This window comes from Streptomyces sp. P9(2023) (genome assembly GCF_032436795.1).
In the GTDB taxonomy this organism is placed as follows: domain Bacteria; phylum Actinomycetota; class Actinomycetes; order Streptomycetales; family Streptomycetaceae; genus Streptomyces.
This window is the reverse complement of sequence record NZ_JAUPWM010000001.1, coordinates 15501-36108: the sequence shown is the minus strand read 5'-3', so window position 1 is coordinate 36108 and position 20608 is coordinate 15501. Positions and strand designations below refer to the sequence as shown.

The following is a 20608-nucleotide window of genomic DNA, read 5'->3' as shown; positions in this document are numbered from 1 at the left end:
GATCCCGCAGACCAAGCGACCACCCGGGAGCGGGAGTTCACTACGTGATGAGGGACGCGGTGGCCCACGAGACCACCCATCCCGACTGACGGACGGACTCAAGCCCAACGGGAGGCACATGATGATCGACCGAGAGACATTCGTCGAGCTGATGAGCGGGGTGTGCGCCCCGGTCACCGTGGTGACGGCGATGACCGCCGAAGGCCGACCGCACGGCAGCACGGTGTCGAGCTTCGCCTCGCTCTCGCTCGACCCGCCGCTGGTGAGCTTCGCCCTGGACCGTGCCTCCGGCCTCCTCGCCCACCTCCAGCCGGGCCACCGGGTCGGGGTGAACATCCTCGGCTCTCACCAGCAGGAACTGGCGTCGACGTTCGCCCGTCGACGACGCGGACCGGGCACGAAGTTCGACGGCTGTCACCTGGACCGCCCGCGCCGGACTGCCCTACCTGCCCGAATCCGCCGGATGGACCGCGGGACGCGTCGAACGCCATGTGGACGGCGGTGACCACGTCCTGCTCGTCGTAGCCGTCGAAGAGGCCGAGTCGACCCCCACAGCCCCACTGATCTACGCCCGCAGGGTCTTCGGCACGCACTCCGGCCTCGCTGTAGCGAGCTGACCCGTACCCGCCCGCACAGCCCCCCGACACCGAAACCGGAGTGACGACGATGAGCATCATCATGGACGCCCCCCGCACGACGGACGCCGCGCGCGAGCTGCGGTCCGACCTCGTACAGCGCGCCGCCGAACTACGACCGCTGCTCGCCGGCAACGCCGAACCGACCGACCGCGAGCGCGGGGTGCCGGCGGAGAACATCGCCGCCCTGGCCGAGGCGGGCCTGCTCTCGCTGATGCAGCCCGCGCGTTATGGGGGTCTGCAGACCGACTACCGCACCCTGTTGGAAGTCGGCCGTGAGGTCGGGCGAGCCTGCGGCTCCACCGCCTGGGTGACCTCACTGCTCAATGCCAACGCGTGGTTCGTCGGTCTCTTCCCCGCCCAGGCCCAGGACGACGTCTGGGCCGACACGCCCGAAGCCCGGGTCGCCGGCGTGGTGACCCCCTCGGGTACCGCGCGCCTGGTCGAGGGCGGGTACCGGGTGAGCGGGCGCTGGGCCCCTGCCTCCGGGTGCGCCCACGCGGACTGGGCGGTCCTCGGGGTCACCCGCCCGGACAGCGAGGGCACGCCGGACGCCGTCGGCATCGTGCTCGCGCCGATGTCGCAACTGACCATCGAGGACACGTGGTTCGTGACGGGCATGCGCGGAACCGCGTCGAACACGCTCGTCGGCGAGGACCTCTTCGTACCCGCGCACCGCTTCCACTCCGTCCCGGACGCGGTCGAGGGCCGCTATGCCACCCCCTTCACCGACGAGGCGCTCTACCGGGCCCCGTTCGTCCCGGCCGCCGCCGTAGTCCTGACCGGACCCCAACTAGGCCTGGCCGCAGCAGCTGTCGATGTCTTGATGGAGCGGGCCCCGCAGCGAGGTCTGACCATGACGAGCTACGCCTCCCAGGCCGAGGCTCCCACCATCCAGCTCGCCGCCGCGCACGCGGCATCGCTCGCCGACTCCGCCCAACTGCACGCCTACCGCGCGGCCGCCGACATCGACGAGGCCGCGCAGGCTGGCGTATTCCCCGACTACGACGCCCGGGCCCGGATACGCATGGACGCAGGAGCGGCGGCGGTCCACGCACGCGAGGCGGTTCGCATCGTGTGCTCGGCCCAGGGAGCTTCCAGCTTCGCCGAGTCCAACCCACTGCAACGCATCTGGCGCGACATCGAGACCGCCAGCCGCCACGCCGTCCTCAACCCCGAAGTAGCCGCCGAGATCTACGGAAAGTCGCTGCTCGGCAGCCGGGGCACGGTGTCCACGATGGTGTAGCCCGGTCTCCACCGGCGACTGGTGGTGGCCGGCGTGGGGTATGAGGGCTGGTGACTGCGCGTCCCGGCGGAGCCGGCTACCGGCGCTTCCTCGCCACGGGGTTCAGGTTCCGGTGGCTCGAACTGAGCGGAGTTGAGCGCGCAGCGCGGGCAGCCGGGCGCAGTCCTCGGATGCGGCCAGGCCCTCACCCAGGGCCAGCAGCGAAAGGAGCTGCACGGGGCGGTCGGCGGTGGCCGCGGCCTCCAGTTTGTGGTGGCCGTCGAGGAGGAAGTGCGTCAGGCCCCAGTGCCGATAGTGGTCGTCCGGTTGGCCGGAGGCGGGTTCGCACACGTCCAGAGTGGAGACCGCCACAGCCGTCGGGACCGTTCCTCGGCCCATGAGTTCGACGTACTCCTCGACGCGCTCCCTCGCGTTCCACGTGGGGGGAACCATAGGCACGACGAATTCATAGAGGTGAGCGGACGCGTCGACTGCGGTCTCGAAGGACCGGTAGTACGGCGTGTGCGGATATTCCGGGAGGCCCCAGAACGGGTCGAGCCCCCACGTGGCCACCTGCTCGTTGCTGAAGTAGTCGCCTTCCTGGCCGGGGATGATCAGACGGGGCTCCACGCGGAGCAGTATCGGAAGGTACTCGCCCTCCGGCAGCAACGCGCCGAACGCATCGATCACGCCGCCGTCGTCCGGATCTGCCAGCGTGCCGGTGAGCCGCTCCTGCACGCTCTCCAGCGACAACGTCTGCCTGGCGGTCTCCAACCGGCGGAACAGGAACTGGCATGTTCCGCACCAGAAGCTGAGCGCGAAGGCAGGTTCCCCGTCGACCACGAGCAACCTGCGCCCCGGCCCGCCCCCGTTCTCCCGCTGCTCCGCTTCGAAGAGCAGCCGTGCCTTGGGCGCCGGGACCCCCAGCCTGCGCGGCTCGCCCGATTTGATCATCACGGACCGACAGTAGGGGACGCTACGGGTCGGCACCACCGATCGGTCGCACGGCAGGTCCGGGGGCGGCGGAGAGTCCTGGTACCGGTAACCCGTCGGTCCGGCCAGCCCTTCGGCTTCGAGTCGTGGACCGGCTCCGGACACCCCGAGCCTGCGCCTTCCGGTTCACAGCAGATCCGTCAGGCGCTGAACACTGCGGCTGCCCTCACGCCGTACGCCCAGGGGGATCAGGGCGGCCTGCGCAGGCAGCCGTACGCCCCCGGTGAACGCCACCCGAGTGGCCGGGCCTTCCGGCGCGGCCGCCACGCCGATCAGCAGGAACCGGCTCTGCAGCCAGCACCAGCCGGGCCGCTGCACCCCGCGCAGTCGCGCCCGCATCCCGTACCTGCTGCGCGCCAGCGCCTCTACGCGTTCCCCCTGCCGACGGACGACGCGCAGCCGCTCCATGTCCGGCACGACCTGCCCGAAGGTGCCCTCCAGGTCGCCCAGCAGGGCCCAGACCTGTTCGAAGGGGGCGTCGACGTGCGCCTCGGTCACGTGGGCGCCGCGGATGCCGCCGGCCAGGGCGTGCAGGCGGCGTACGGGGTCGAGGTCGGTGATGGGCCAGGGCTCGTTCATGACGTCCACGCCTTCCGGAAGGTGCCGCGGGCCCGGTGCAGCCGCGACTTGACGGTGCCCGTGCGTACGCCGAGCAGGGCGGCGGCGGTGCGCTCGTCCAGGCCCTCGACGTCACGCAGCATCAGCACCGCGCGGTGCTCGGGGGAGAGCCGGTCCAGTACGTCCCTGATGTCGGCGGAGAGTTGGGGGTCACCGTGGGCGGGGAACGCGCTCAGATCGGCCGGTACGGTGCGGGCGGCGCGATGCGCGGTGCGGATCGCCTCCCGTACGGCGATGGCACGGACCCAGCCGCGCAGTGCGGCCGGGTCCTTGAGGGTGCGTAGCGACTTGAAGACCGCCACCAGGGCCTCCTGTGCGGCGTCCGCGCCCTGGCTCAGGGCTATGGGCGCGCAGACGCGGCCCACGTACGGGGCGAGGACGTCCAGGAGTTCGGCCATGGCGAGGGTGTCGCCACGCTGGGCGGCTCGCACGAGCCGGACCGTACGGTCATCGGGTCCCTCATCAGACACGGGACGCATCCTTCCACCGCGCCACACGTAGGGCGGCGACGGCCAGGACGGCGCACAGCGGGGTGTAGAGCATGAGGTTGAGCCAGTGGAACGTGGTGCCGGTCTCCTTGGCGAACAGCCAGTAGACCCCCGCCAGAGCGCGCAGCGAGAGGCCCGCGGCCACGGCCAGGGTGCCGACGCGGAGTAGCGGGTTGCCCGGCCGGCGAAGTTGCGCGAGGACGAAGGCGGCGGCGGTGAGGAGCAGGGCGGCAAGGGGAAGCAGGATCGGCGGTGTAAACGGTACGTCCGTACCGAGAACCGCGTGCGACAGGCTCCCGCCGTCGGCCGCGGGCCAGGTGGCTCCCGTCGTCCAGTACAGGTGGAGCAGAGCGTCCACTGCGAGCACAGAGGCGACGAGCACCGCGGCGCGGGTCGGCGCGCTCGGGGTCGGGGCGGGGGCGTCGGGCCGGTACAGCATGGGTCCTCCTAGGCCGGCGAGTGGATTCCGTCGCCCTGTTGAGGAGCCGTCCGAGCGAAACGTTCCGTCGAAGTACGTGAATTTTCGGAGGCGTGCGAAGCCGACCCGCTCGCGGCTGTCGAGCCGGCCGCCTTCGCTGCGGTGATCAAGCGCGTCAACAGCAGGGCTGAGGCGGCCGTCAACGTTGGATGGGTGCTGCTGCAGCGCGTCTGGAACGATGCGTCAGTGGATGTTGATGAGCAGACGGTCGCAGTGGGCGGGAACGGACCGGAGTGGACGGGCGCGGTGAGCCGGCGCCTTCGTTGCTGCGTGTGTGGTGGGTCGACCGATGGTTCCGAGGACTACGTGCTCGTCGAACTGACGGCACAGTTCGCTGATACTCGCCAATGGCTGGGTGCGCATGCGGAGCACCTGAACTCCGTCCTTGCAGAAGGGTTCTCCGTGGAGGTCCACAAGATGTAGGGGTCCGCTCGCAGGCTGAGCTACGACTTCGCGACAGATTCCTCACCTTCGACGAGGGGAGTCAGGCCGTCGAGGAGCGCCTTGAGGCCGAATTCGAAGAGCGCGTCGAGACGCAGGTCGTAACCGTCCTTGAAGGCTCCGACCACCTTGGTGAACGTCGGGAAGCGGCCGGAATCCACCAGCTCTTGGAGTGCGGGGGCGCGGTTGTCCATCCACTGGTCCTCCGACTGGCCCGTGGCGGCTTCGGCGTGCGCTTCCATCTCCAGGTGCACCGCCAGGCCCTGGACATGGCTGTAGAGCAGTACGTGGATGTCGAACAGCGTCGTGGGGTCGAGGCCGTGGCCGTCGAGGGCGCCCAGCATCCACTCGCCGTGGACCAGCAGATTGGGTACGAGCAACGGCCGCGTGAGGGAGCCGAGCTGGGCCAGCCACGGGTGCTTCCGGTACAGGCCCCACAGGGTCCGGGCACCCAGCTCGACGCGGGTACGCCAATCCTCGGGCGCGTCCACGCGGTAGGACTCCTCGCCGAACGCGGCGTCGGCCATGTGCAGGACGAGGTCTTCCTTGCTCGGGACGTACCGGTAGGTCGACATCGCCGCGACGCCGAGCCGGGCCGCGACGCCGCGCATGGAGAGCGCCGAGAGCCCTTCGGCGTCGGCGATCTCGATGGCGGTACGGACGATCCGGTCGAGGCTCAGTTCCTGCTCGGGGTCCGGGGCGGGCGACGGGCGTCTGCGGGCCGGCGCGGCGGGGGACGTTCCGGCGACGACCGTGCCGATCCGGGGCCGGGCCTCGACAAGTCCCTCCAGACGCAGGGTGGTCAGGGCTCTGGTGGCGGTGGCGAGCGCGACGCCCCATTCCCGGGCGATCTGGCGGGTCGAGGGGACCCGGTCCCCGGGGGCGAGTTCACCGTCCGCGATGCGCCGCCGGATCGCGGCGACGATGCGCAGGTAGGGGGGATCACCGGCTGCGCCTGTGGTCTTCGTCACGTCCTGCCGCCTTCCTCTCCTGTACTAGTGCAGAGGGTACCAGCGGCAGCGCCGCGCGGAGGGCTCATGTCCTAGTACAGGCCCCGTATTTGGCCAGTTGAATGGGGGGCGCGTACGTCGTACGTTCAGAACGCGTACATCGTACAAAGCGAAGGAGCTACTCATGCGCACCGTACTCATCTCCGGCGGCGGAATCGCCGGGCCCGTCCTCGCCTACTGGCTGCGCCGGCACGGCTTCGCACCCACCGTCGTCGAACGCGCTCCAGGTCGGCGCCCGGGTGGCCAGGCCGTGGACATCCGCGGCGTCGCGCTCGAAGTCGTGGAGCGGATGGGCCTGCTGGAGCAGGCCGGCCGCGTACGGACCCGGATGCGCGGCATGTCGATCCTCGATCCCGAAGGCCACGAGGTCGACCGCTCCACCGAGGCGACCTACAGCAGCGGCCGGCTCGACAGCGAAGACATCGAGCTGCTGCGCGAGGACCTGGTACGGATGGTGTACGAGCACACGCGCGCAGACGTCGAGTACCTCTTCGGCGACAGCATCAGCGCGCTCGACGAGGACGAGACCGGCGTGCGCGTCGACTTCGTGCACGGTCCGCCCCGCACCTTCGACCTCGTGGTCGGGGCCGACGGCCTCCACTCCACCGTACGGCGCCTGGCCTTCGGTCCGGAGGAGCGTTTCGCCCACCACCTGGGCAGCTACCTTTCGGTGTTCAGCGCGGACAACTTCCTCGGCCTGGACGACTGGCAGATGTGGCTGCGGGACGGCGACATGGGCTTCGGCATCATGCCCGTACGCCGCAACACCCAGCTCAGGATCGCCTTCGGCTTCGAGTCGGCCCCCCTCGCCGACGACCTCCGCGAGGGCGGCGCCCTCCGGCAGCTCGTCGTGGACAAGCTCGCGTCCCTGCGGTGGGAAGGGACGCGGCTGGCCGAGGCCGCCCGGAAGGCGCCCGACTTCTACTGCGACGCCATGGCCCAGATCCGAATGGACCAGTGGTCGCGGGGCCGGGTGACCCTGCTCGGAGACGCCGGCTACTGCCCTTCCCCCCTCTCGGGCCAGGGCACCAGCCTGGCCCTCGTGGGCGCCCACGTCCTGGCCGACTGCCTCGCCCAGACCAACGGCGACCACGTCACCGCTTACGCCCGCTACGAGCAGCGGATGCGCCCCTTCGTCATCCTCAACCAGGCCCTGGCCACCGAGAATCCCGGCGGACCCGCCTCGGAGGAATCTGTCGAGCACGCCAAGAACGCCATCTCACTGCACGGCTGAATCGGGGCGAGACCAGCGTCCGGGCGGTGTAGGCGTCCCCGGATGATGACTCCCGTATGGCGAGAGCTGGACCCCGACCGGCGATCAGATCGAAGCCCCGTCGGTCGGCGAAGGCACTGCGTACGGACGGAGGACCATGAGCGAGTCTTCCAAGGTCGCCACCAGGGCAAAGGGGAACCGGTCGAGCTCAAGACAGAGTGCGACGTCGTCAGGATGGACTCCTTGACGCACACCCTCCGCCAGCTCGGTGGCCGCGCGCGACTCGCCGGCGCGGCGGAGGTACTCGGCTGCATCGGTCCCGGCCTCGGTGGCCCTGCGAGCGATGTACTGGGCGCACGCCAGGTCTTCATCGGCCCGCCCATCCTCGCCAGTGACCACGAACGTGACACGGTCGCACTCGCGCATCCGCAAGAGCCGAGCCGTCGCCTCCGCCACCACGAAGCCGGCACACAGCACCAGCGACGCCTCCTTGACCGCAAGGGCGCCGACCGTTCCTGCCGTGGTCTTCTGCACAACGGTCCGCCCGCCGAGGTCGACAGATCGCAGCAGGCCCGGCGAGTTGACGGCGTCGAACCCGGGCGCCGACGGACCGTCCTTGAGCGCCACCCAATCCGGGTGGCAGGCCTTCAGCGCCAGGGCTTCGTCCAGCGACTCGGCAAGAACGATCTTCTCCGCCCCCTGGGCAAAGGCCCAAGCAGCCACCGTGAAAGCACGCATGACGTCGACCACGACCGCCACGGACGGGGGTTCGACCAGCTCAGCGATACCAAGGAAACGAGCGTCCATCCGGTCATGATCACGCATGCCCGACCCGAAGCACCCGCACAGTGCCACGCATCACATCGACGCTCTCGGAATGCACCGGACAAGCGACGGCATGCGTTGACCGTCGCGCACATCGCGCGATCAGCGCGCGTTGACGGGACCTTCCTCGAGCAGCACACCACCAAGCCGGCGCGTGCCCTGGAGGGGCGGGAGGTCGAACTCGACGCTGCGAGGGCGGCGAACAGGAACTGATCCGCGCTCTCAAACCAGCACGGTCTGGCCGGCCGTCCGACGGGCGGCTGGCCGCCCCACCGTGGACGGTGAATGTGCCCCGGCTCGGACGGCTCAGCGGAAAGCGGCGGCGTTCTCCGAGGCCCATTGCTGGAACGTCCTGCCCGGGATACCGGTGATCTGGGAAACGGTGTCTCGCACCATGAGCAGCTCCTCGTTGACGTCGCCGCCTGTCAGGTCGAGCACCGCGTCAGCGGCTTCGTCGCCAAGGAAGCCCGCCATCTGACGGTGGGCCTCCTGTCGGCTGATCTCGGCGAACGGCACATCCCGCCCCAGTACTCCCGCGATGGCCCCGACCTGCTGCCGGGCCGTGACTCGCTCCGGACCGGTCAGCGCGTACGTCCGCTCTCGGTGACCGGACTCGGTCAGCGCCGCCCGAGCAACCGATGCGATGTCCGCAGGGTGGATAGTCGGAAGGCCGATGTCCGCATAGGGCACGCGGACCGCTTCGTGCTCGCGGATCGCTCCCGCCCACCACAACGCATTCGAGGCGAATTGCGTCGGCCGCAGGATCGTCCACGCCATGCCGCTGTCCTTGAGCAGACGCTCGACAGCCAGGTTCTCGCCGGCGGGACCCAGGTGCGGATGGGTCTGGACGGTAATGGACGACACCAACACCACATGTTCCACACCCGCCCGCCTGGCAGCATCGAGGATGTCGGCGTCCGAGCCCATACGGGACACAAGAAACAGCGAACGCACCCCCTCCAACGCGGGCTTCAGCGAGACAGCCTGAGCCAAGTCGCCCTCAACGGCCTCGACCCCCTCCGGAAACCCAGCCCGTGCGGCGTCACGAGTCAGCCCCCTCACCGGTCCGGCGCCGAACGCCTGGAGCTCCTTCACGAGGGCGCTTCCTATATTTCCGGTGGCCCCTGTCACGAGGATCATGAGGTCTTCTCCTGTCATCCCGCGGTGATCAACATGACATGACGTTACGACCTCAACTCAACTTGAGGTCAAGGGGACTCGGCAAGTGCTGTAAGCCGGATCGACTTCTCAAGGAAGCCGCAGAGCTGGTCAACCGTCTTGACCCTCGTGCGACCCGCGCAACTGGTCGGCCCGCACCAGCCTGACATCAGTGTCGTCAAGCAGTGTCTTCGGGGGCATTGTGCTCACCGAACCCACGGACGCCGTTGAATTCGCCGGCACACTGGTCCACGACTTCCCGCGCATGAAATTGCACGCCGTGCTCGATTCCGTGGAGCTCTACGAGGGCGAACACAGCGGAGAAGCCGGGCACGGCACGAGTCAGCGGTACTACGCCCGTGGCGCGACGCCCCAGGCCCCCTCCCCGGCTTTCTGCACGGAGTCTGCGCGCATATGGCGCGTAGTCGATGGTGGACCTGCAACGCGACCTGCGGATCCTCGTGTTCGCCACCCACCCGGGCCACGCGATCACCCTGTTCCGCGACCAGGCCAAGCCCCCTGGCCGACCCTGCGCGGGGATACGCGCTCCGAGATCACCGCGCTCATCCAGGACACGTCCATCGTTCGCCGCGTGGCAGCGACTGGCCGCCTTGATCCGCGCGCGGCTGGGGCGAGCGCACTGAGTACGCGTGTCACCGACCTCCGGGCCGCGATGCACTCTTCACTTTCAAAGAGCGGGCGCCGACCACCCGAGGCCGTCTGTTACGGTCGGGTCCATGCGTTCCGTCATCCACAACTGGCACGCCACGCGCACCCGGTCGACGCGCTGACCGCGGTGTCGGACTCCTCCGACGCCAGGTCACACGTCCACCGCTCACCTCTGGATGACGAGGATCTTCACCATGCGCGTGACCATGCGCCCCACTTTCGTCTTCGTACACGGCGGATCCAGCAACGCCCAGGCCTGGGGCCCATTGCAGAACGAACTGGCCCTGCGCGGACACCGTTCGTACGCCGTGGACCTGCCCGGCCACGGGATCACCGCCGACAGCCCGACGGCCTACTACCGGTACCCCCAGGACCTCAGGGCCCTGGCCTCCGCCCCATCCCCACTGCGCGGTGTCACATTGCAGGACAACGTGCGTCATGTCGTGGACACTCTGCGCCGGCTCGCGGAATCGGGTCCGACCGTGCTGGTCGGCAACAGCCTCGGCGGACTGACCATCAGCGCCGTCGCCAACGCCGCACCGGAGCTGCTCGACCGCGTGATCTACCTCTCCGCGCTGTGCCTGAGCGACCCGGCCATGCTCACGGACCCATGGGACGTGACCGACGACAACCTGCTGGACGCGGCGGCGGCGCGAATCGCCGTGTCCGGCGTACGTGACCCCGGTGTGGTCCGGCTCAACTGGCGCAGCGCGTATGCCGACCCGGCGCTCTTCGCCCAGCTGAAGGCCCCGATCACGGCCGACGCCACCGACCACCAGTTCCGACTGCTACTGGACTCCATGGACCCGGACGAGAACCACTCGGTGATGGAACCGGCGGCGCTGGTCCGGGCCGACGGGTGGGGCCGCGTCCCACACACCTACGTCCGCCTCGCCGCGGACCGGGGCCTCACCCCGCCCGTCCAGGACTACATGATCCGCAGAGCGGACGCCCTGACCCCGCACAACCCCTTCGACGGGCACACCTTGGACACCTCACACGTCGGATACTTCGGCAGGCCGCAGCTCTTCGCGGACCTCCTGACCGACCTCGTCTAACACATCGCCTCCACCCAGGACACCGACAACCCTCGTCCCCCGCCTTGAGGATGAGCCTTCAGCACTGGCCTCCTCCGCGCGCTGGCGGCGGACGAGGAGTTCGCCGCGCCCGTCTCGTGATGGCGGGTGCCGGCAGGCCCACTCACTGCTGGCACTTCTCCAGATCGCCGCCACGGTCACCCGCCGTTTTCCCCCGGGTAGCCCTGGCCGAGCCGCCGACGCGATCCGTCGGCAGCCTGCCATCGTTCATGGAACCGATCCAGCTTCCGGTCCAAGTCCAGGCCGGAGAAGCGATGCAGTCGGAGCCGCGGGCTCAAGCCGTGTACTGGTGGGCCGCGTAGGTGAGGTAGCCCGCGTCGCCGCCCTGGTAGTACGTGGCCTCGTCGACCGGGGCGATCGGGAGCCCGCCGCGCAGTCGCTCGACCAGGTCCGGGTTGGCGAGGAAGGCGCGGCCGAAGCTGACGAGGTCGGCGCCCAGGCCGAGCCAGTGGTCGGCGTCGTCGCGGCCGGTCTGCTTCGGGCCCATCGGAAGCACCGGGTTCATGACGAGGGTGCCCGGCCAGGCACGGCGCAGCGCGACCAGTACCTCCTCGTCGGCGGTGGCTTCGAGGTGTACGTAGGCCAGCCCGAGCGGCGCCAGTTCGGTCAGCAGCGCCGTGTAGAGCGCGAGGACGTCGGTTTCCTCGACTCCCCAGAACGTACCGCCGGGGGAGAGCCGGATGCCGGTCCTGGCCCCGCCCACGGCCTCGACGGTGGCGGCGGCCGCTTCGACGGCGAACCTGATCCGGTGAGCGATCGGGCCGCCGTAGCGGTCCGTGCGCAGGTTGGCGTTGGAGGAGAGGAACTGCGAGATCAAGTAGCCGTTGGCGCCGTGCAGTTCCACGCCGTCGAAGCCCGCCTCGACGGCGAGGCGCGCGGCCCGGGCGTAGGAGTTCGCGTGCTCGGGCACCTCGGCGGTGGCCAGCGCGCGCGGCATCGGGGCGGGCTGCGGGCCGGTCGGCGTGAACACGTCGCCGACGGCGGGGACCGCCGAGGGGCCGACGGGCCGCAGGCCGGTGGTGTCGGCGTGCGAGACCCGGCCGCCGTGCATGAGCTGGGCGAAGATCCGTCCGCCGTTGGCGTGGACGGCGCCGGTCACGGGACGCCACGATGCGACCTGCTCGTCGGTGTGCAGTCCCGGCGTACCCGGGTTGGACTGCCCGATCACGCTCGGCTGCACGCCCTCGCTGACGATCAGGCCGGCCGTGGCCCGCTGGGCGTAGTACGCCGCCATCGACGGGGTCGCCAGGCCGCCGGTGGCGGCCCGGACTCGGGTCATCGGGGCCATGACCACACGGTTGGGCAGCGTGAGGTCGCCGAGCCGGTAGCTGGTGAAGAGGGTCGTCACGTCAGGACTCCTTCGCGGTACGTCGTACCCGTCCGTGCCCGTGCGTCGGGCACAGCCGCTACGCTAAAACCTGACATTGACGTCAGAGGCAAGCTGTTGTGAGGCAGGGCACACGGCTTAGGCAGGGCACACGGCTCAGGGAGGGCATCATGCGGATCGGGGAGCTCGCGTCACGGGCCGGGGTCAGCGTCCGGTCCGTGCGCTACTACGAGGAACAGGGGCTGCTCACCAGCACCCGCAGCCCCAGCGGGCAACGGCACTACACGAGCGACGAGGTCGAGCGGGTCGCGTTCATCCAGCGCCTCTACGCCGCGGGCCTGTCCAGCCGCACCATCGCCGAACTGCTGCCCTGCGTCGACGCGCCGAGCAAGGAGAACTCCGACTCCGCCCTTGAGCGGATGGCACTGGAGCGCGAGCGGCTCTCCACGCACATCGCCGACCTCGTACGGACCAGGGACACCCTCGACGCGCTGATGACCACGGCCCGGGCGCACCGGGCACAGCTGCGGCCGGCTGAGGGGTAGCACGGCCCCCGCCGCCTGGTCGTTCTCCGTATCGCAGAGGTTGTCCACAAGTGTCGGCGAAGCAAGCCGCAGGACGTCGCTCGTGCCCACAGACGGCCGTCCGGGCTGTGGCGAGGACCATGCCGTCGGAGGCTGCGGAGAAGGTGCGCCGACGCGCAGGGCCCTCCCGGGTGGTGCGTGATGTCCGGCGGCCGGGTGGGCTGAACCCTCAGACCGACCGGCGGTAGGCGTCACTTGAGGCTCCCCAGTCGACCGCGGCAAGCGTGTATACGGTCGGGTGCCCTCACCACCAGGTTCGGGCAGGGAGCAGACGGGTGACCTGGGCGGGGTGGTCGGCGCGGATCTCGTGCAGTTCGGTCAGGGCCGCAGAGAGCGTCTGTGGCGGCGGGTCAGGACAGGTGGCGGAGCTTGTCGGGGTTGCGGATGACCCGGATCTCGGTGATCCGGCCGTTCTCGACCTCTACGCAGGCGACCGTGTCCGGCCGTCCGGCCGTGGTGAGCAGCAGGCCCGGCCGGCCGTTGACGTCGACGGACACGAGGCGCGGGTCCTCCATCGGCTGGGCGAGCACGGCTGCGAAGAAGCGGGCCACGTTCTCGGCGCCGTGCAGCGGGCGCAAGGCTGCCTTGACCTTTCCGCCGCCGTCGTTCCATGCGGTGACGTCGGGGGCGAGCAGTTCCAGCATGCGGTTCAGGTCGCCGCCGAGGCACGCGGCGAGAAACTCGTCGGTGGCCTGGCGCCTCACCTCGGCCGGGGTCACGTAGCGCGGCCGGCGTGCCTCGACGTGCGACTTGGCCCGGGAGCCGACCTGACGTACCGAGGTCTCGGTGCGGTCGAGCGTCTCGGCGATCTCCCGGTACGAGAAGCCGAAGACCTCATCGTACGGGCCAGGTAGCCGCCCGGGTTGGCGACCTCGCCGGACACCTGGCTGCAGCGGAGCCAGGTGTCCTGGACCAGGTCCTCGGCGTCCGCGACGCTGCCGAGCATCCGGTAGGCGATGCCGAAGAGCATCGGTCGGTGTTGTTCGAAGACATCGATCTCGATCACGTACGCGACGGTACCGTGCACGCCTCGGAGAAGCCCTGGCTGGTCAGGCCGAAGGCGCTGTTGATCCGGGAGCGCCAGTTCTCCAGGGCGACCACGGCGGTGAGTTCCACGAAGGCGGCCTCGCCCAGCCGCCGGAGCAGCGCTTCGGCGAGTCCGTCGGTGACGCCGGGCTCGGTCTCCGTCATGGCCTCGGCGTACTCCATGACCTGGAGTTCCAGCTCGGTGAAGGCCTCGCGGTGGTCCCGCCACTGCGGCACCTGGGCGATCTTGTCGAGCGGCAGGCCGAGTTCGCCGCCTTCCCAGTGGCCGAAGTCCATGCACCAGGAGCAGTTGATCCGGGCGGAGGTGGCCATCACGGCGAGATGCCTCAGGGCCGGCTCGAGCGCGTTCCACTTGGCGACGGAGCGCTCCAGCTTGACGTACGTGAGCAGGACCTTCTGGTTGTGGCCGATCGCGAGCCCGGGCTCGAGCACCTTGCCGTACATCCGCCGGGAGTACCAGGAGCCGAAGCGGTTCAGCAGGGTGCGGGGCGGGGTGAGCGAGATGCGTGCGGTCATAGCGGGCCTCCAGGCTTCCGGTGGATGCTTCTGGAGGTAGGACAGGACAGCTGCCGAGAATGTGACATCAGAGCCCGATTCCCGGGCGGTCTCAGTAGCCGTTGGTGTACCGAAGGGCGTGCTTGGCGTTCGAACGCTGGTTCCCGGCCGGGTGATCTTCGGTGGGCGGTGCATGAGGTCAGGGCCTCTGACGCATCTCGTGGGTACTGAAGCCGGAGACGTGCCTGGAGGCTCTGTTGTCGCCGTTGTACGCGCTCGCGCCGGCGAAGTCCGACTCGCCTTCGCGATCGTGTGATTGCCTCGCGCACGTGTACGGCAACGCGGGCGACCGGCCCGGGGCGGGTGCGGTCCTACCCCTCCGCCATGACGGACGCCGAGTGGGCGGCCGTGCGCGACCAGCTGCCCGTGCCGCTGGCGCGACAGCGAGCCGATCGCCGAGTTCCACGACCGACTGCGCGGGCAGATCCGCCAGCGCGAGGGACGCAACGCGGAGCCGACCGCGGCGATCATCGACTCGCAGTCGGTGAAAGGCGCCCGCGTCGGTGACGGCCGCCGCACGGGGCTTTGGCGGCGGCAAGACGATCAACGGACGCAAGCGGCACGTCATCGTGGACACCTCGGCCTGCTGCTGATGGTGCTGGTCACGGCGGCCGACACCACCGACCGCGACGCCGCTTGCGGCATGCTGGAACGGCTCCGCGCCCGCTACCGGAAGATCACGCCGGCGTGGGCCGATGGCGGCTGCATCGGCTGTCGGGTCGACTGGGCCCGCGAGAACTGAGCTGGCTGGTGCGCTCCCGGCGGCTGGTCCGCGACTACGAGACCCTTCCTGCCAGCAGTGAAGGCGTCGCCCTGTGGTCGATGACCATGCTCATGGGACACCGCCTCGCCCGACACCGGGCCCGTCCTGCGGCCGGGCGGGTCAGACCCGCAGGTTCTGTGCCTCCCCCGTTGAGGGGAGGGCCACGCCGTGCCGTGGGTGGACGCTTCTCGTACGGCCGTCTCGGCAGAGTGATGACATGAGTCGTCGAACCGAATTCAGCACGTGGTACCTCAGCCCTTCGCCGGCCGTCACCCGGGCAGCAATTGCGGGAGCTGCCGGAGCTCTTCCCTATGTGGCGATGAAGATCGATCTACTGGTCATGGGGTGGCGCAGCAGGCAAGCCGGCCGGGATGAATATCGCCGATGAGTTCGCCAGGAACGGAGCTCCCCAGTTTCTTGTGTGGCTGGAGAGGCACGGCATCGACTTCACCGCTGTCGGCACCATTCTGGGCATCACCTTGCTCGGTGCCCTCACCCGGCCATGGGGCCAGGCCGTCCCGCGCTGGGTGCCCGGTCTCCGCGGGCGGCGGGTCCCGCGATGGCTGCTGTTGGCACCCGGCTGGGCCTCTGCGCTGACCCTCGTGCCTTACGGGAGCCTCGGCCTGTTGGTGATCGTGACCGGTGGTCTCTCCACGGTGAACACCGCCGGCATGTCCCCGGTGGTGTTCGTCATCGGCTTCCTTAATTTCTTCTCCATCGGCTTGTCTCTCGGCGTGTGCTCCCTGTCCTACCAGCGCCGGACCAAGCGGGTTCCCGCTTCCTGAGAGCCTGCGCGGCGGCGCCGGCGCAACCGGCCGAAGGATCCACCTGCTCGCCGCCCTTGACCATGACCCAGCATGGTGCCCCCGGGCCCGTCCTGCCGCCGGGCGGGTCAGCCGGCCGACCGCCACGGCGTGAACACCCCCCGGCCACTCCTCCGCCAGCCAGCCGCGCTCCACCAGCCGCTTCGCCTTCGACCGCACCCCCTCGACCTTCCCCGGCACCAACTCCAGCCCCAGCCGGCCAGCCAACTCCCGTGCCCGCAGCCCCTCCAGACCGCCCTCCGCCCTCCAACACGCCCACGAGCCAGCAGTAGTCAAGCGCGAGCGCCTCCGCGGTCAGGCCCTCCCGCCAGACGGGCACCATCGACCCCTGCACCGGCACCTTCACCGCGACCGGCACCGACGGCTCCTCGACCTGCGGCTCGGGCTACGACGCCGACAGGGCCTCGGCCAACTCCGCGAGGGCCACCACCCGCCGGTCCAGCACCGCCTCGGCCAGCGCCAGCTCGCCCGGCACGCGCTCCGCCTCTCCGCGCAGCTCGTCGATTCGCACCCGAGCAGCCACCTCCCGAGCCTCCCGCAAGCCCATGACAGACGCCACTGACCACCTCCGTGTCATCCCGGACGAACGCGACGGCCCGACTCTTCCTCGACACCACAGGGTTCATGCCTGACCAGCGGAAACCCACCGATCGCATCCGGAAAGGCAACACCTTGTCAGTCGCCCGGTGACAGTCAGGAGACGGCTTGCAGCGCGATGAGGGGCTTCATCTGCGGTCATCTCGTCTCGCCCGAGCGCCACTTCCGCACCGTGACGTCACTGAGCTGTCCAGGCTTGCCCGCCGGCTGCCCGATCACGGCAGTTCCTTTTTGTGCTGTTATCGGCGAGCTTCGCCGTTGTCGCGGAGGTTGCGCCTGGTGGGGTCGTCGTTGATGGCGGGTGCCCTGACTCATCGCGCCGGGGACGGTGGCGGGCAAGGTGATACGTGAAGGGCCCCACCCTCGCCCTCGGGTGGGGCCCTTCACGTACATCTCGCTGTGCCGTCAGGCTACTCCGGGGCAGCCCTGCGGCGGCGCATCCACCACATCAGGGCGCCACCGGCGGCCGCGAGGGCGGCGGCGACTCCTGCGATGAGGCCGATGGGGGAGTCGGATCCGGTGTCGGCGAGGTCGCCGTCCGGGTCCGGCTTGTTGGCCGGCGGGGTCGGCTTGCCGGTGTCACCGGGGCCGGGGGTGGTGGGGGCCGGTGACGACGGCGGATCGGTGGGCTTGCCGGGGTCGGTCGGGGTCGGCGTCGGGGTGGGCGTGGTGTCGCCTTCGTCGTTGCGGCCTGCACTGTTGCCGCCGAAGAGGAGCAGGTTGTCGGTGCGGGTGTCGTTGGTGAGGGTCTTGACCGAGGTCTTGGTCTGGCGGGGCCGGTGGGGGTGTTCGACGCGGAACTCGACCTGCGTGACGTTCCGCTTCGGCTGCTTGGAGAAGTCGACGCCGCCTACGCCCTGGTTGTAGACCTTGCCGCCGTAGCGGAGCTCGAACCACTCGATACCTTCGCGGATGCTCTTCATGTACCGGTTCCAGACGCCCTCGCGGGTCCAGTCCTGGTTCGGTGCGCGAAGCGGCCATGCGGAGGCGTCATCACTGTTGATGATCTTGTGGTAGTCGGTGGGCTGCTTGGCGTCCTGCTGGCGGATGTACTCGGCGGCGACGCGGGCGGTGTAGACGGCGCGCAGGTCGGCGTAGTCCGCGTCCTTGTTGATGCGGTCTTCGACGACGGGCATGACGTTGGTGCTGATGCTCCGCTCGATGGCCTTCTTCTCGGCGTCGGACAGGTCCTTGCACTCGGTGCTGCCGGGCACCGTGTAGTCGACGTCGAGCCACTGGACGTCCACCTTGAGGGGTGCGTCCAGGATGTAGATGCCGCCGTCCTGTTCGCGGACCTTCGCCGTCTCGGGGCTGATCCACATGCGTACGCCGGGGAAGCACGGGATCCCGTTACGGCGCGGTGCGGTGTCCCAGTACCGCTTGGCCCCGGCGTGCTTGTCGGGGTTCACGGCTTCGGAGAAGTCGTGCTTCATCTCCAGGTCGGCCTCCAGCAGGACACGGCCGGCGTCGGTCTTGCCGAACTTGGTGTCCATGACCCTGCCGGGCTCGTCCGGGTTCAGGTTGACCCAGAACTTGTCCGGGGTGAGGGCCAGCCAGGTGAAGAACGAATCCGAGATCAACTGGGCGCGGGTCTTGCCGCCCCAGCCCATCTCCTGGCCTTCGGGGGCTTCGTTCGCGGCGAACGAGTAGTCCAGGCCCTGGCCCTTGACGGGCTTTCCGACGTACTGGAGGTCCATCGTGGTGAAGTCGACGCCGCCCGGGCCCTTCATGCCCCGGTCCATGCTGGGGATCTTCCCGATCCGCTCCAGCCGCTTCTTCATGTCCTCGGGGGTGGGGGCGGACCTGTTGATGAGGTCGTTGCCGCCGCCGCGCGAGCCGGTGGCGGTGCCGGGCTTGGCGTTCATGTACGGGTCGACGCGGCGAGTGGGCGCGTTCTGGGTGCCGCTGGGGGCCTTCTCGACGGCGTCGGACCGGTAGTAGACCTTCTTCACCCGGTTCGGGTCGATCTTCCGCAGCTCTGCGTCATGGTTCTTTGCCCCGCCCTTGGGCTCCTGACCGTAGGCGTAGGTCAGGCTCTTGCCCTTGTGGGCAGGGTCCTTGAGCATGGCGACGTCTTTGGGGCGCTGCGTGCGGTCGGGCTTGTCGTTCGACTTGCCCTCGACGACCTCACCGGTGCGCGTGTTGTACGCGTCCAGGCGCCGCACGTACTTCTGCTTGGTGTCGGGGTCGTAGACCTCGATCTCCTTCTCGCAGATCCAGTCCGGCCCGACGAGCCCGCGGTCGTAGACGAGCTTTGCCATGTAGGCACGGCCGCGCGGGTCGTGACCGCCCTGGGGAATGTAGAAGTCGTCCCGGTAATCGGCGAAGGAAGCGCCCTTCCACCGGCTGGTTTCCTTGGCCCGCTTCCAGTAGGCCCAGACGCGGCGCTTGTCGCCCTTCTTGTAGTCGTCGGGGTTGTCGGATATGGCGTCCAGCTCAGCCTGGGTGGGTTCCTTCAGGCCGTCCCACTGCTTCTGCCCGTTGACGTAGTCGAACTCGTCCCAGTCGGACTTGTTGCGTTCGAAGCCGTCGTCGGGCATGGAGCCCTCGACGACGTCGGCGAAGTCGTAGAGGTCGCTGAACATCTCGTCGCAGCGTTTGCCGGGCTTGAGGGCCTTCGGCGCCGCGTCCGCGGCCGTCAGCGACGGCAGACCGGTCAGGGACAGCGCCCCGGCACAGGCCACAGCTATTGCAGTTTTCGCCCACCAGCTTCGCCGGCGGGAACGTATCGCTCGGGTCACGCGAAACCCCCAGGGGGCCCAGATCGGCACATCGCTCCGCGTGGCACCACGGGCCCCCGTGGTCGATCGGTGCCGTGCGAGCGACAGCCCACACTAGGGCCTCAACTGGCCCCGCACATAAACCATTTGGCTTGCGACGACCGTCAACTCTCCTGTTCCACCGGATCGTCACACCCCGCACACACCTCGACGGCAGTGCGGCCGTCGCGCGGCCTTCGCGCGGGGTGAGGGACTAGGCTCGCGCCCCATGAAATGGACAGACCCCCGCGACATGGGCCCCGAGGAGTACACCGCATACCTGCGCGAGGAGAAGCAGGCCGAGGAGGAAGCAGCCAACAACCCGGCCCTGGCGGCGTGGCTGCACGCCCAGAAACAGGCGTTCGAGACGTGGAAGCGGCATCAGGACGGGTGGGGGCCGTGGGACTTCACCGTCGATTCCCTGACCCGGCTGGAGGCGATGGTCCGCGCCACGTACGCGAGCCCGGCCCAGGCACGCGAGAACGCCGGCGAGGCGGAAATCACGGTGGCCGCCTGGTACCTCGGCGAGGTCCACAACCGGGCCTTCGGCACCCAGTGGCGCCTCACCCCCGGCGGCAACGGTCTGCCGAAACCCCGTATCACGCCGCCGTGGGACCGCCGGGTCGAGTTCTACTTCACCGACCCCGAACACATCGAGGAGGACGCCCGGCCGGTGTACACGCCGACCGACGTCATCTGCTCCCTGCCCGCACAGCCCCCGGAGCGGGGGCTGCTGCACCGGATCAGCACCCGGTGGGAAGTCCCCACCTCATGCGATGACCCGTACTGCCGCTACCACCAGAACAGCTGAGCTTGTCGTTTGACGTCCGGCCTACGCGTGCTCAGTACAAGTCGTCGAGTTGATGTACGAGGTTCCGAAGCTCGCGAGTTCTGCGGCGGGACATGCCGTGTATCACGGCGTCCAGGAACTCTCGGGTTCAAGTGGACTTCCGCAGCCTTGCCGACGACCGCAGCAGTCCTTCACCCACTCGGTGCAGAGCCTGTGGTGCGGGCTGTGAACGAACTGTCGCCAGAGTCCGAGTGCGTCGGCCGTGCCGCCTGGCCACAGGAATTTCCGGCACGCCTCGACTCTGCCGATTTCGGCTTGATCTGGTGAGGACAGGCCGACGATGGTGGTGCGGGGGACCTATCTGTTTGGTCGAGCCGGGTGACGATGGGCGGCAGGACGGACCCGGATCGGTTGGGACGGCCAGCGGTGCACTACGGTGCGGCCGACGGGGACGCGGAAGGTCTGAGGGTGCTGTCGGCCGGGGCGCCGACCCGGAGGCAGCCGACGCGGCG

General features: G+C 69.4%; 21 protein-coding genes and 1 pseudogene. 9 read left to right on the top strand and 13 right to left on the bottom strand.

What is annotated here, in order from left to right; genetic code table 11:
- Positions 1-118: 118 nt before the first annotated feature.
- Positions 119-617: pseudogene (locus Q5762_RS00200) on the top strand (flavin reductase family protein).
- A gap of 49 nt (positions 618-666) precedes the next feature.
- A complete protein-coding gene (locus tag Q5762_RS00190) occupies positions 667-1881 on the top strand; it encodes an acyl-CoA dehydrogenase family protein (protein WP_315889794.1) in 1215 nt (404 codons plus the stop codon).
- A 102-nt stretch (positions 1882-1983) separates the two neighbouring features.
- Here the strand turns inward: Q5762_RS00190 and Q5762_RS00185 are convergent, their stop codons facing one another.
- The 4 genes from Q5762_RS00185 to Q5762_RS00170 all read right to left on the bottom strand — a co-directional run bounded on the left by Q5762_RS00185 (position 1984) and on the right by Q5762_RS00170 (position 4398).
- A complete protein-coding gene (locus Q5762_RS00185) occupies positions 1984-2814 on the bottom strand; it encodes a hypothetical protein (RefSeq protein ID WP_315890227.1) in 831 nt (276 codons plus the stop codon).
- Between the two features lie 165 nt (positions 2815-2979).
- Complete coding sequence (locus Q5762_RS00180; protein ID WP_315889793.1) at positions 2980-3432, bottom strand: hypothetical protein; 453 nt, start codon at positions 3430-3432, stop codon at positions 2980-2982.
- Entirely contained in the window at positions 3429-3950 is a 522-nt protein-coding gene (locus Q5762_RS00175; RefSeq protein ID WP_315889792.1) for an RNA polymerase sigma factor, read from the bottom strand. Before Q5762_RS00175 ends, Q5762_RS00180 begins: the two co-directional genes overlap by 4 nt.
- Positions 3934-4398, bottom strand: coding sequence for a DUF3995 domain-containing protein (locus tag Q5762_RS00170; RefSeq protein ID WP_315889791.1), 465 nt, complete (start codon positions 4396-4398; stop codon positions 3934-3936). Before Q5762_RS00170 ends, Q5762_RS00175 begins: the two co-directional genes overlap by 17 nt.
- Before the next feature lie 141 nt (positions 4399-4539).
- Between Q5762_RS00170 and Q5762_RS00165 the strand changes: the two genes are divergently transcribed.
- The gene (locus Q5762_RS00165; RefSeq protein WP_315889790.1) at positions 4540-4860 is read left to right on the top strand and encodes a hypothetical protein; all 321 of its coding nucleotides are present in this window, start codon (positions 4540-4542) and stop codon (positions 4858-4860) included.
- 20 nt (positions 4861-4880) lie between these two features.
- Here the strand turns inward: Q5762_RS00165 and Q5762_RS00160 are convergent, their stop codons facing one another.
- Positions 4881-5849, bottom strand: coding sequence for a TetR/AcrR family transcriptional regulator C-terminal domain-containing protein (locus tag Q5762_RS00160; protein ID WP_315889789.1), 969 nt, complete (start codon positions 5847-5849; stop codon positions 4881-4883).
- Between the two features lie 163 nt (positions 5850-6012).
- Here Q5762_RS00160 and Q5762_RS00155 point away from each other — a divergent pair, with 163 nt between their 5' ends.
- Positions 6013-7122 carry an FAD-dependent monooxygenase gene (locus Q5762_RS00155; RefSeq protein WP_315889788.1) on the top strand — a complete coding sequence of 370 codons (1110 nt, stop codon included), beginning with the start codon at positions 6013-6015 and terminating at the stop codon, positions 7120-7122.
- Between the two features lie 84 nt (positions 7123-7206).
- Here the strand turns inward: Q5762_RS00155 and Q5762_RS00150 are convergent, their stop codons facing one another.
- Together Q5762_RS00150 and Q5762_RS00145 are read right to left on the bottom strand one after the other, a co-directional pair.
- Positions 7207-7908, bottom strand: a complete 702-nt coding sequence (locus Q5762_RS00150; RefSeq protein WP_315889787.1) for a 2-phosphosulfolactate phosphatase — start codon at positions 7906-7908, stop codon at positions 7207-7209.
- Positions 7909-8232: 324 nt separating this feature from the next.
- The gene (locus Q5762_RS00145; RefSeq protein WP_315889786.1) at positions 8233-9066 is read right to left on the bottom strand and encodes an NAD(P)H-binding protein; all 834 of its coding nucleotides are present in this window, start codon (positions 9064-9066) and stop codon (positions 8233-8235) included.
- An 881-nt stretch (positions 9067-9947) separates the two neighbouring features.
- Here Q5762_RS00145 and Q5762_RS00140 point away from each other — a divergent pair.
- Entirely contained in the window at positions 9948-10811 is an 864-nt protein-coding gene (locus Q5762_RS00140; RefSeq protein ID WP_315889785.1) for an alpha/beta fold hydrolase, read from the top strand.
- A gap of 313 nt (positions 10812-11124) precedes the next feature.
- Here the strand turns inward: Q5762_RS00140 and Q5762_RS00135 are convergent, their stop codons facing one another.
- A complete protein-coding gene (locus tag Q5762_RS00135) occupies positions 11125-12198 on the bottom strand; it encodes an alkene reductase (RefSeq protein WP_315889784.1) in 1074 nt (357 codons plus the stop codon).
- Between the two features lie 149 nt (positions 12199-12347).
- Between Q5762_RS00135 and Q5762_RS00130 the strand changes: the two genes are divergently transcribed.
- Entirely contained in the window at positions 12348-12722 is a 375-nt protein-coding gene (locus Q5762_RS00130) for a MerR family transcriptional regulator (protein WP_315889783.1), read from the top strand.
- Between the two features lie 389 nt (positions 12723-13111).
- On the opposite strand, the gene Q5762_RS39900 is transcribed toward Q5762_RS00130, so the two are convergent.
- From Q5762_RS39900 to Q5762_RS00120, 3 genes are read right to left on the bottom strand one after another with little or no spacing between them, the layout of a single operon-like run.
- Positions 13112-13465, bottom strand: a complete 354-nt coding sequence (locus Q5762_RS39900; protein WP_399494080.1) for a nuclear transport factor 2 family protein — start codon at positions 13463-13465, stop codon at positions 13112-13114.
- Positions 13466-13476: 11 nt separating this feature from the next.
- Positions 13477-13767: a sigma factor gene (locus Q5762_RS39895; protein WP_399494078.1), complete on the bottom strand. Its 291-nt coding sequence runs from the start codon at positions 13765-13767 to the stop codon at positions 13477-13479.
- On the bottom strand, positions 13764-14324 hold the full coding sequence (locus Q5762_RS00120; RefSeq protein WP_315889782.1) for a carboxymuconolactone decarboxylase family protein: 561 nt from the start codon (positions 14322-14324) through the stop codon (positions 13764-13766). Before Q5762_RS00120 ends, Q5762_RS39895 begins: the two co-directional genes overlap by 4 nt.
- Positions 14325-14847: 523 nt before the next feature.
- On the opposite strand from Q5762_RS00120, the gene Q5762_RS00115 reads away from it, so the two are divergent.
- Positions 14848-15105: a hypothetical protein gene (locus tag Q5762_RS00115; protein ID WP_315889781.1), complete on the top strand. Its 258-nt coding sequence runs from the start codon at positions 14848-14850 to the stop codon at positions 15103-15105.
- 392 nt (positions 15106-15497) lie between these two features.
- A complete protein-coding gene (locus tag Q5762_RS00110; protein WP_315889780.1) occupies positions 15498-15911 on the top strand; it encodes a hypothetical protein in 414 nt (137 codons plus the stop codon).
- 424 nt (positions 15912-16335) lie between these two features.
- Here the strand turns inward: Q5762_RS00110 and Q5762_RS00105 are convergent, their stop codons facing one another.
- Together Q5762_RS00105 and Q5762_RS00100 are read right to left on the bottom strand one after the other, a co-directional pair.
- Positions 16336-16461: a hypothetical protein gene (locus tag Q5762_RS00105; protein WP_315889779.1), complete on the bottom strand. Its 126-nt coding sequence runs from the start codon at positions 16459-16461 to the stop codon at positions 16336-16338.
- A gap of 496 nt (positions 16462-16957) precedes the next feature.
- Positions 16958-19231 carry an LAETG motif-containing sortase-dependent surface protein gene (locus Q5762_RS00100; RefSeq protein WP_315889778.1) on the bottom strand — a complete coding sequence of 758 codons (2274 nt, stop codon included), beginning with the start codon at positions 19229-19231 and terminating at the stop codon, positions 16958-16960.
- Between the two features lie 304 nt (positions 19232-19535).
- Between Q5762_RS00100 and Q5762_RS00095 the strand changes: the two genes are divergently transcribed.
- Entirely contained in the window at positions 19536-20117 is a 582-nt protein-coding gene (locus Q5762_RS00095; RefSeq protein WP_315889777.1) for a hypothetical protein, read from the top strand.
- Positions 20118-20608: the final 491 nt, after the last annotated feature.

What these genes read in the sequence shown, in the direction of transcription:
- Q5762_RS00170 (WP_315889791.1), bottom strand. Translation starts at nt 4,398, where the DNA reads ATGCTGTACCGGCCCGACGCCCCCGCCCCGACCCCGAGCGCGCCGACC.
- Q5762_RS00185 (WP_315890227.1), bottom strand. Translation starts at nt 2,814, where the DNA reads ATGATCAAATCGGGCGAGCCGCGCAGGCTGGGGGTCCCGGCGCCCAAG.
- Q5762_RS00110 (WP_315889780.1), top strand. Translation starts at nt 15,498, where the DNA reads ATGAATATCGCCGATGAGTTCGCCAGGAACGGAGCTCCCCAGTTTCTT.
- Q5762_RS00130 (WP_315889783.1), top strand. Translation starts at nt 12,348, where the DNA reads ATGCGGATCGGGGAGCTCGCGTCACGGGCCGGGGTCAGCGTCCGGTCC.
- Q5762_RS00155 (WP_315889788.1), top strand. Translation starts at nt 6,013, where the DNA reads ATGCGCACCGTACTCATCTCCGGCGGCGGAATCGCCGGGCCCGTCCTC.
- Q5762_RS00145 (WP_315889786.1), bottom strand. Translation starts at nt 9,066, where the DNA reads ATGATCCTCGTGACAGGGGCCACCGGAAATATAGGAAGCGCCCTCGTG.
- Q5762_RS00175 (WP_315889792.1), bottom strand. Translation starts at nt 3,950, where the DNA reads ATGCGTCCCGTGTCTGATGAGGGACCCGATGACCGTACGGTCCGGCTC.
- Q5762_RS00120 (WP_315889782.1), bottom strand. Translation starts at nt 14,324, where the DNA reads ATGACCGCACGCATCTCGCTCACCCCGCCCCGCACCCTGCTGAACCGC.
- Q5762_RS00140 (WP_315889785.1), top strand. Translation starts at nt 9,948, where the DNA reads ATGCGCGTGACCATGCGCCCCACTTTCGTCTTCGTACACGGCGGATCC.
- Q5762_RS00150 (WP_315889787.1), bottom strand. Translation starts at nt 7,908, where the DNA reads ATGGACGCTCGTTTCCTTGGTATCGCTGAGCTGGTCGAACCCCCGTCC.
- Q5762_RS00095 (WP_315889777.1), top strand. Translation starts at nt 19,536, where the DNA reads ATGAAATGGACAGACCCCCGCGACATGGGCCCCGAGGAGTACACCGCA.
- Q5762_RS00180 (WP_315889793.1), bottom strand. Translation starts at nt 3,432, where the DNA reads ATGAACGAGCCCTGGCCCATCACCGACCTCGACCCCGTACGCCGCCTG.
- Q5762_RS00190 (WP_315889794.1), top strand. Translation starts at nt 667, where the DNA reads ATGAGCATCATCATGGACGCCCCCCGCACGACGGACGCCGCGCGCGAG.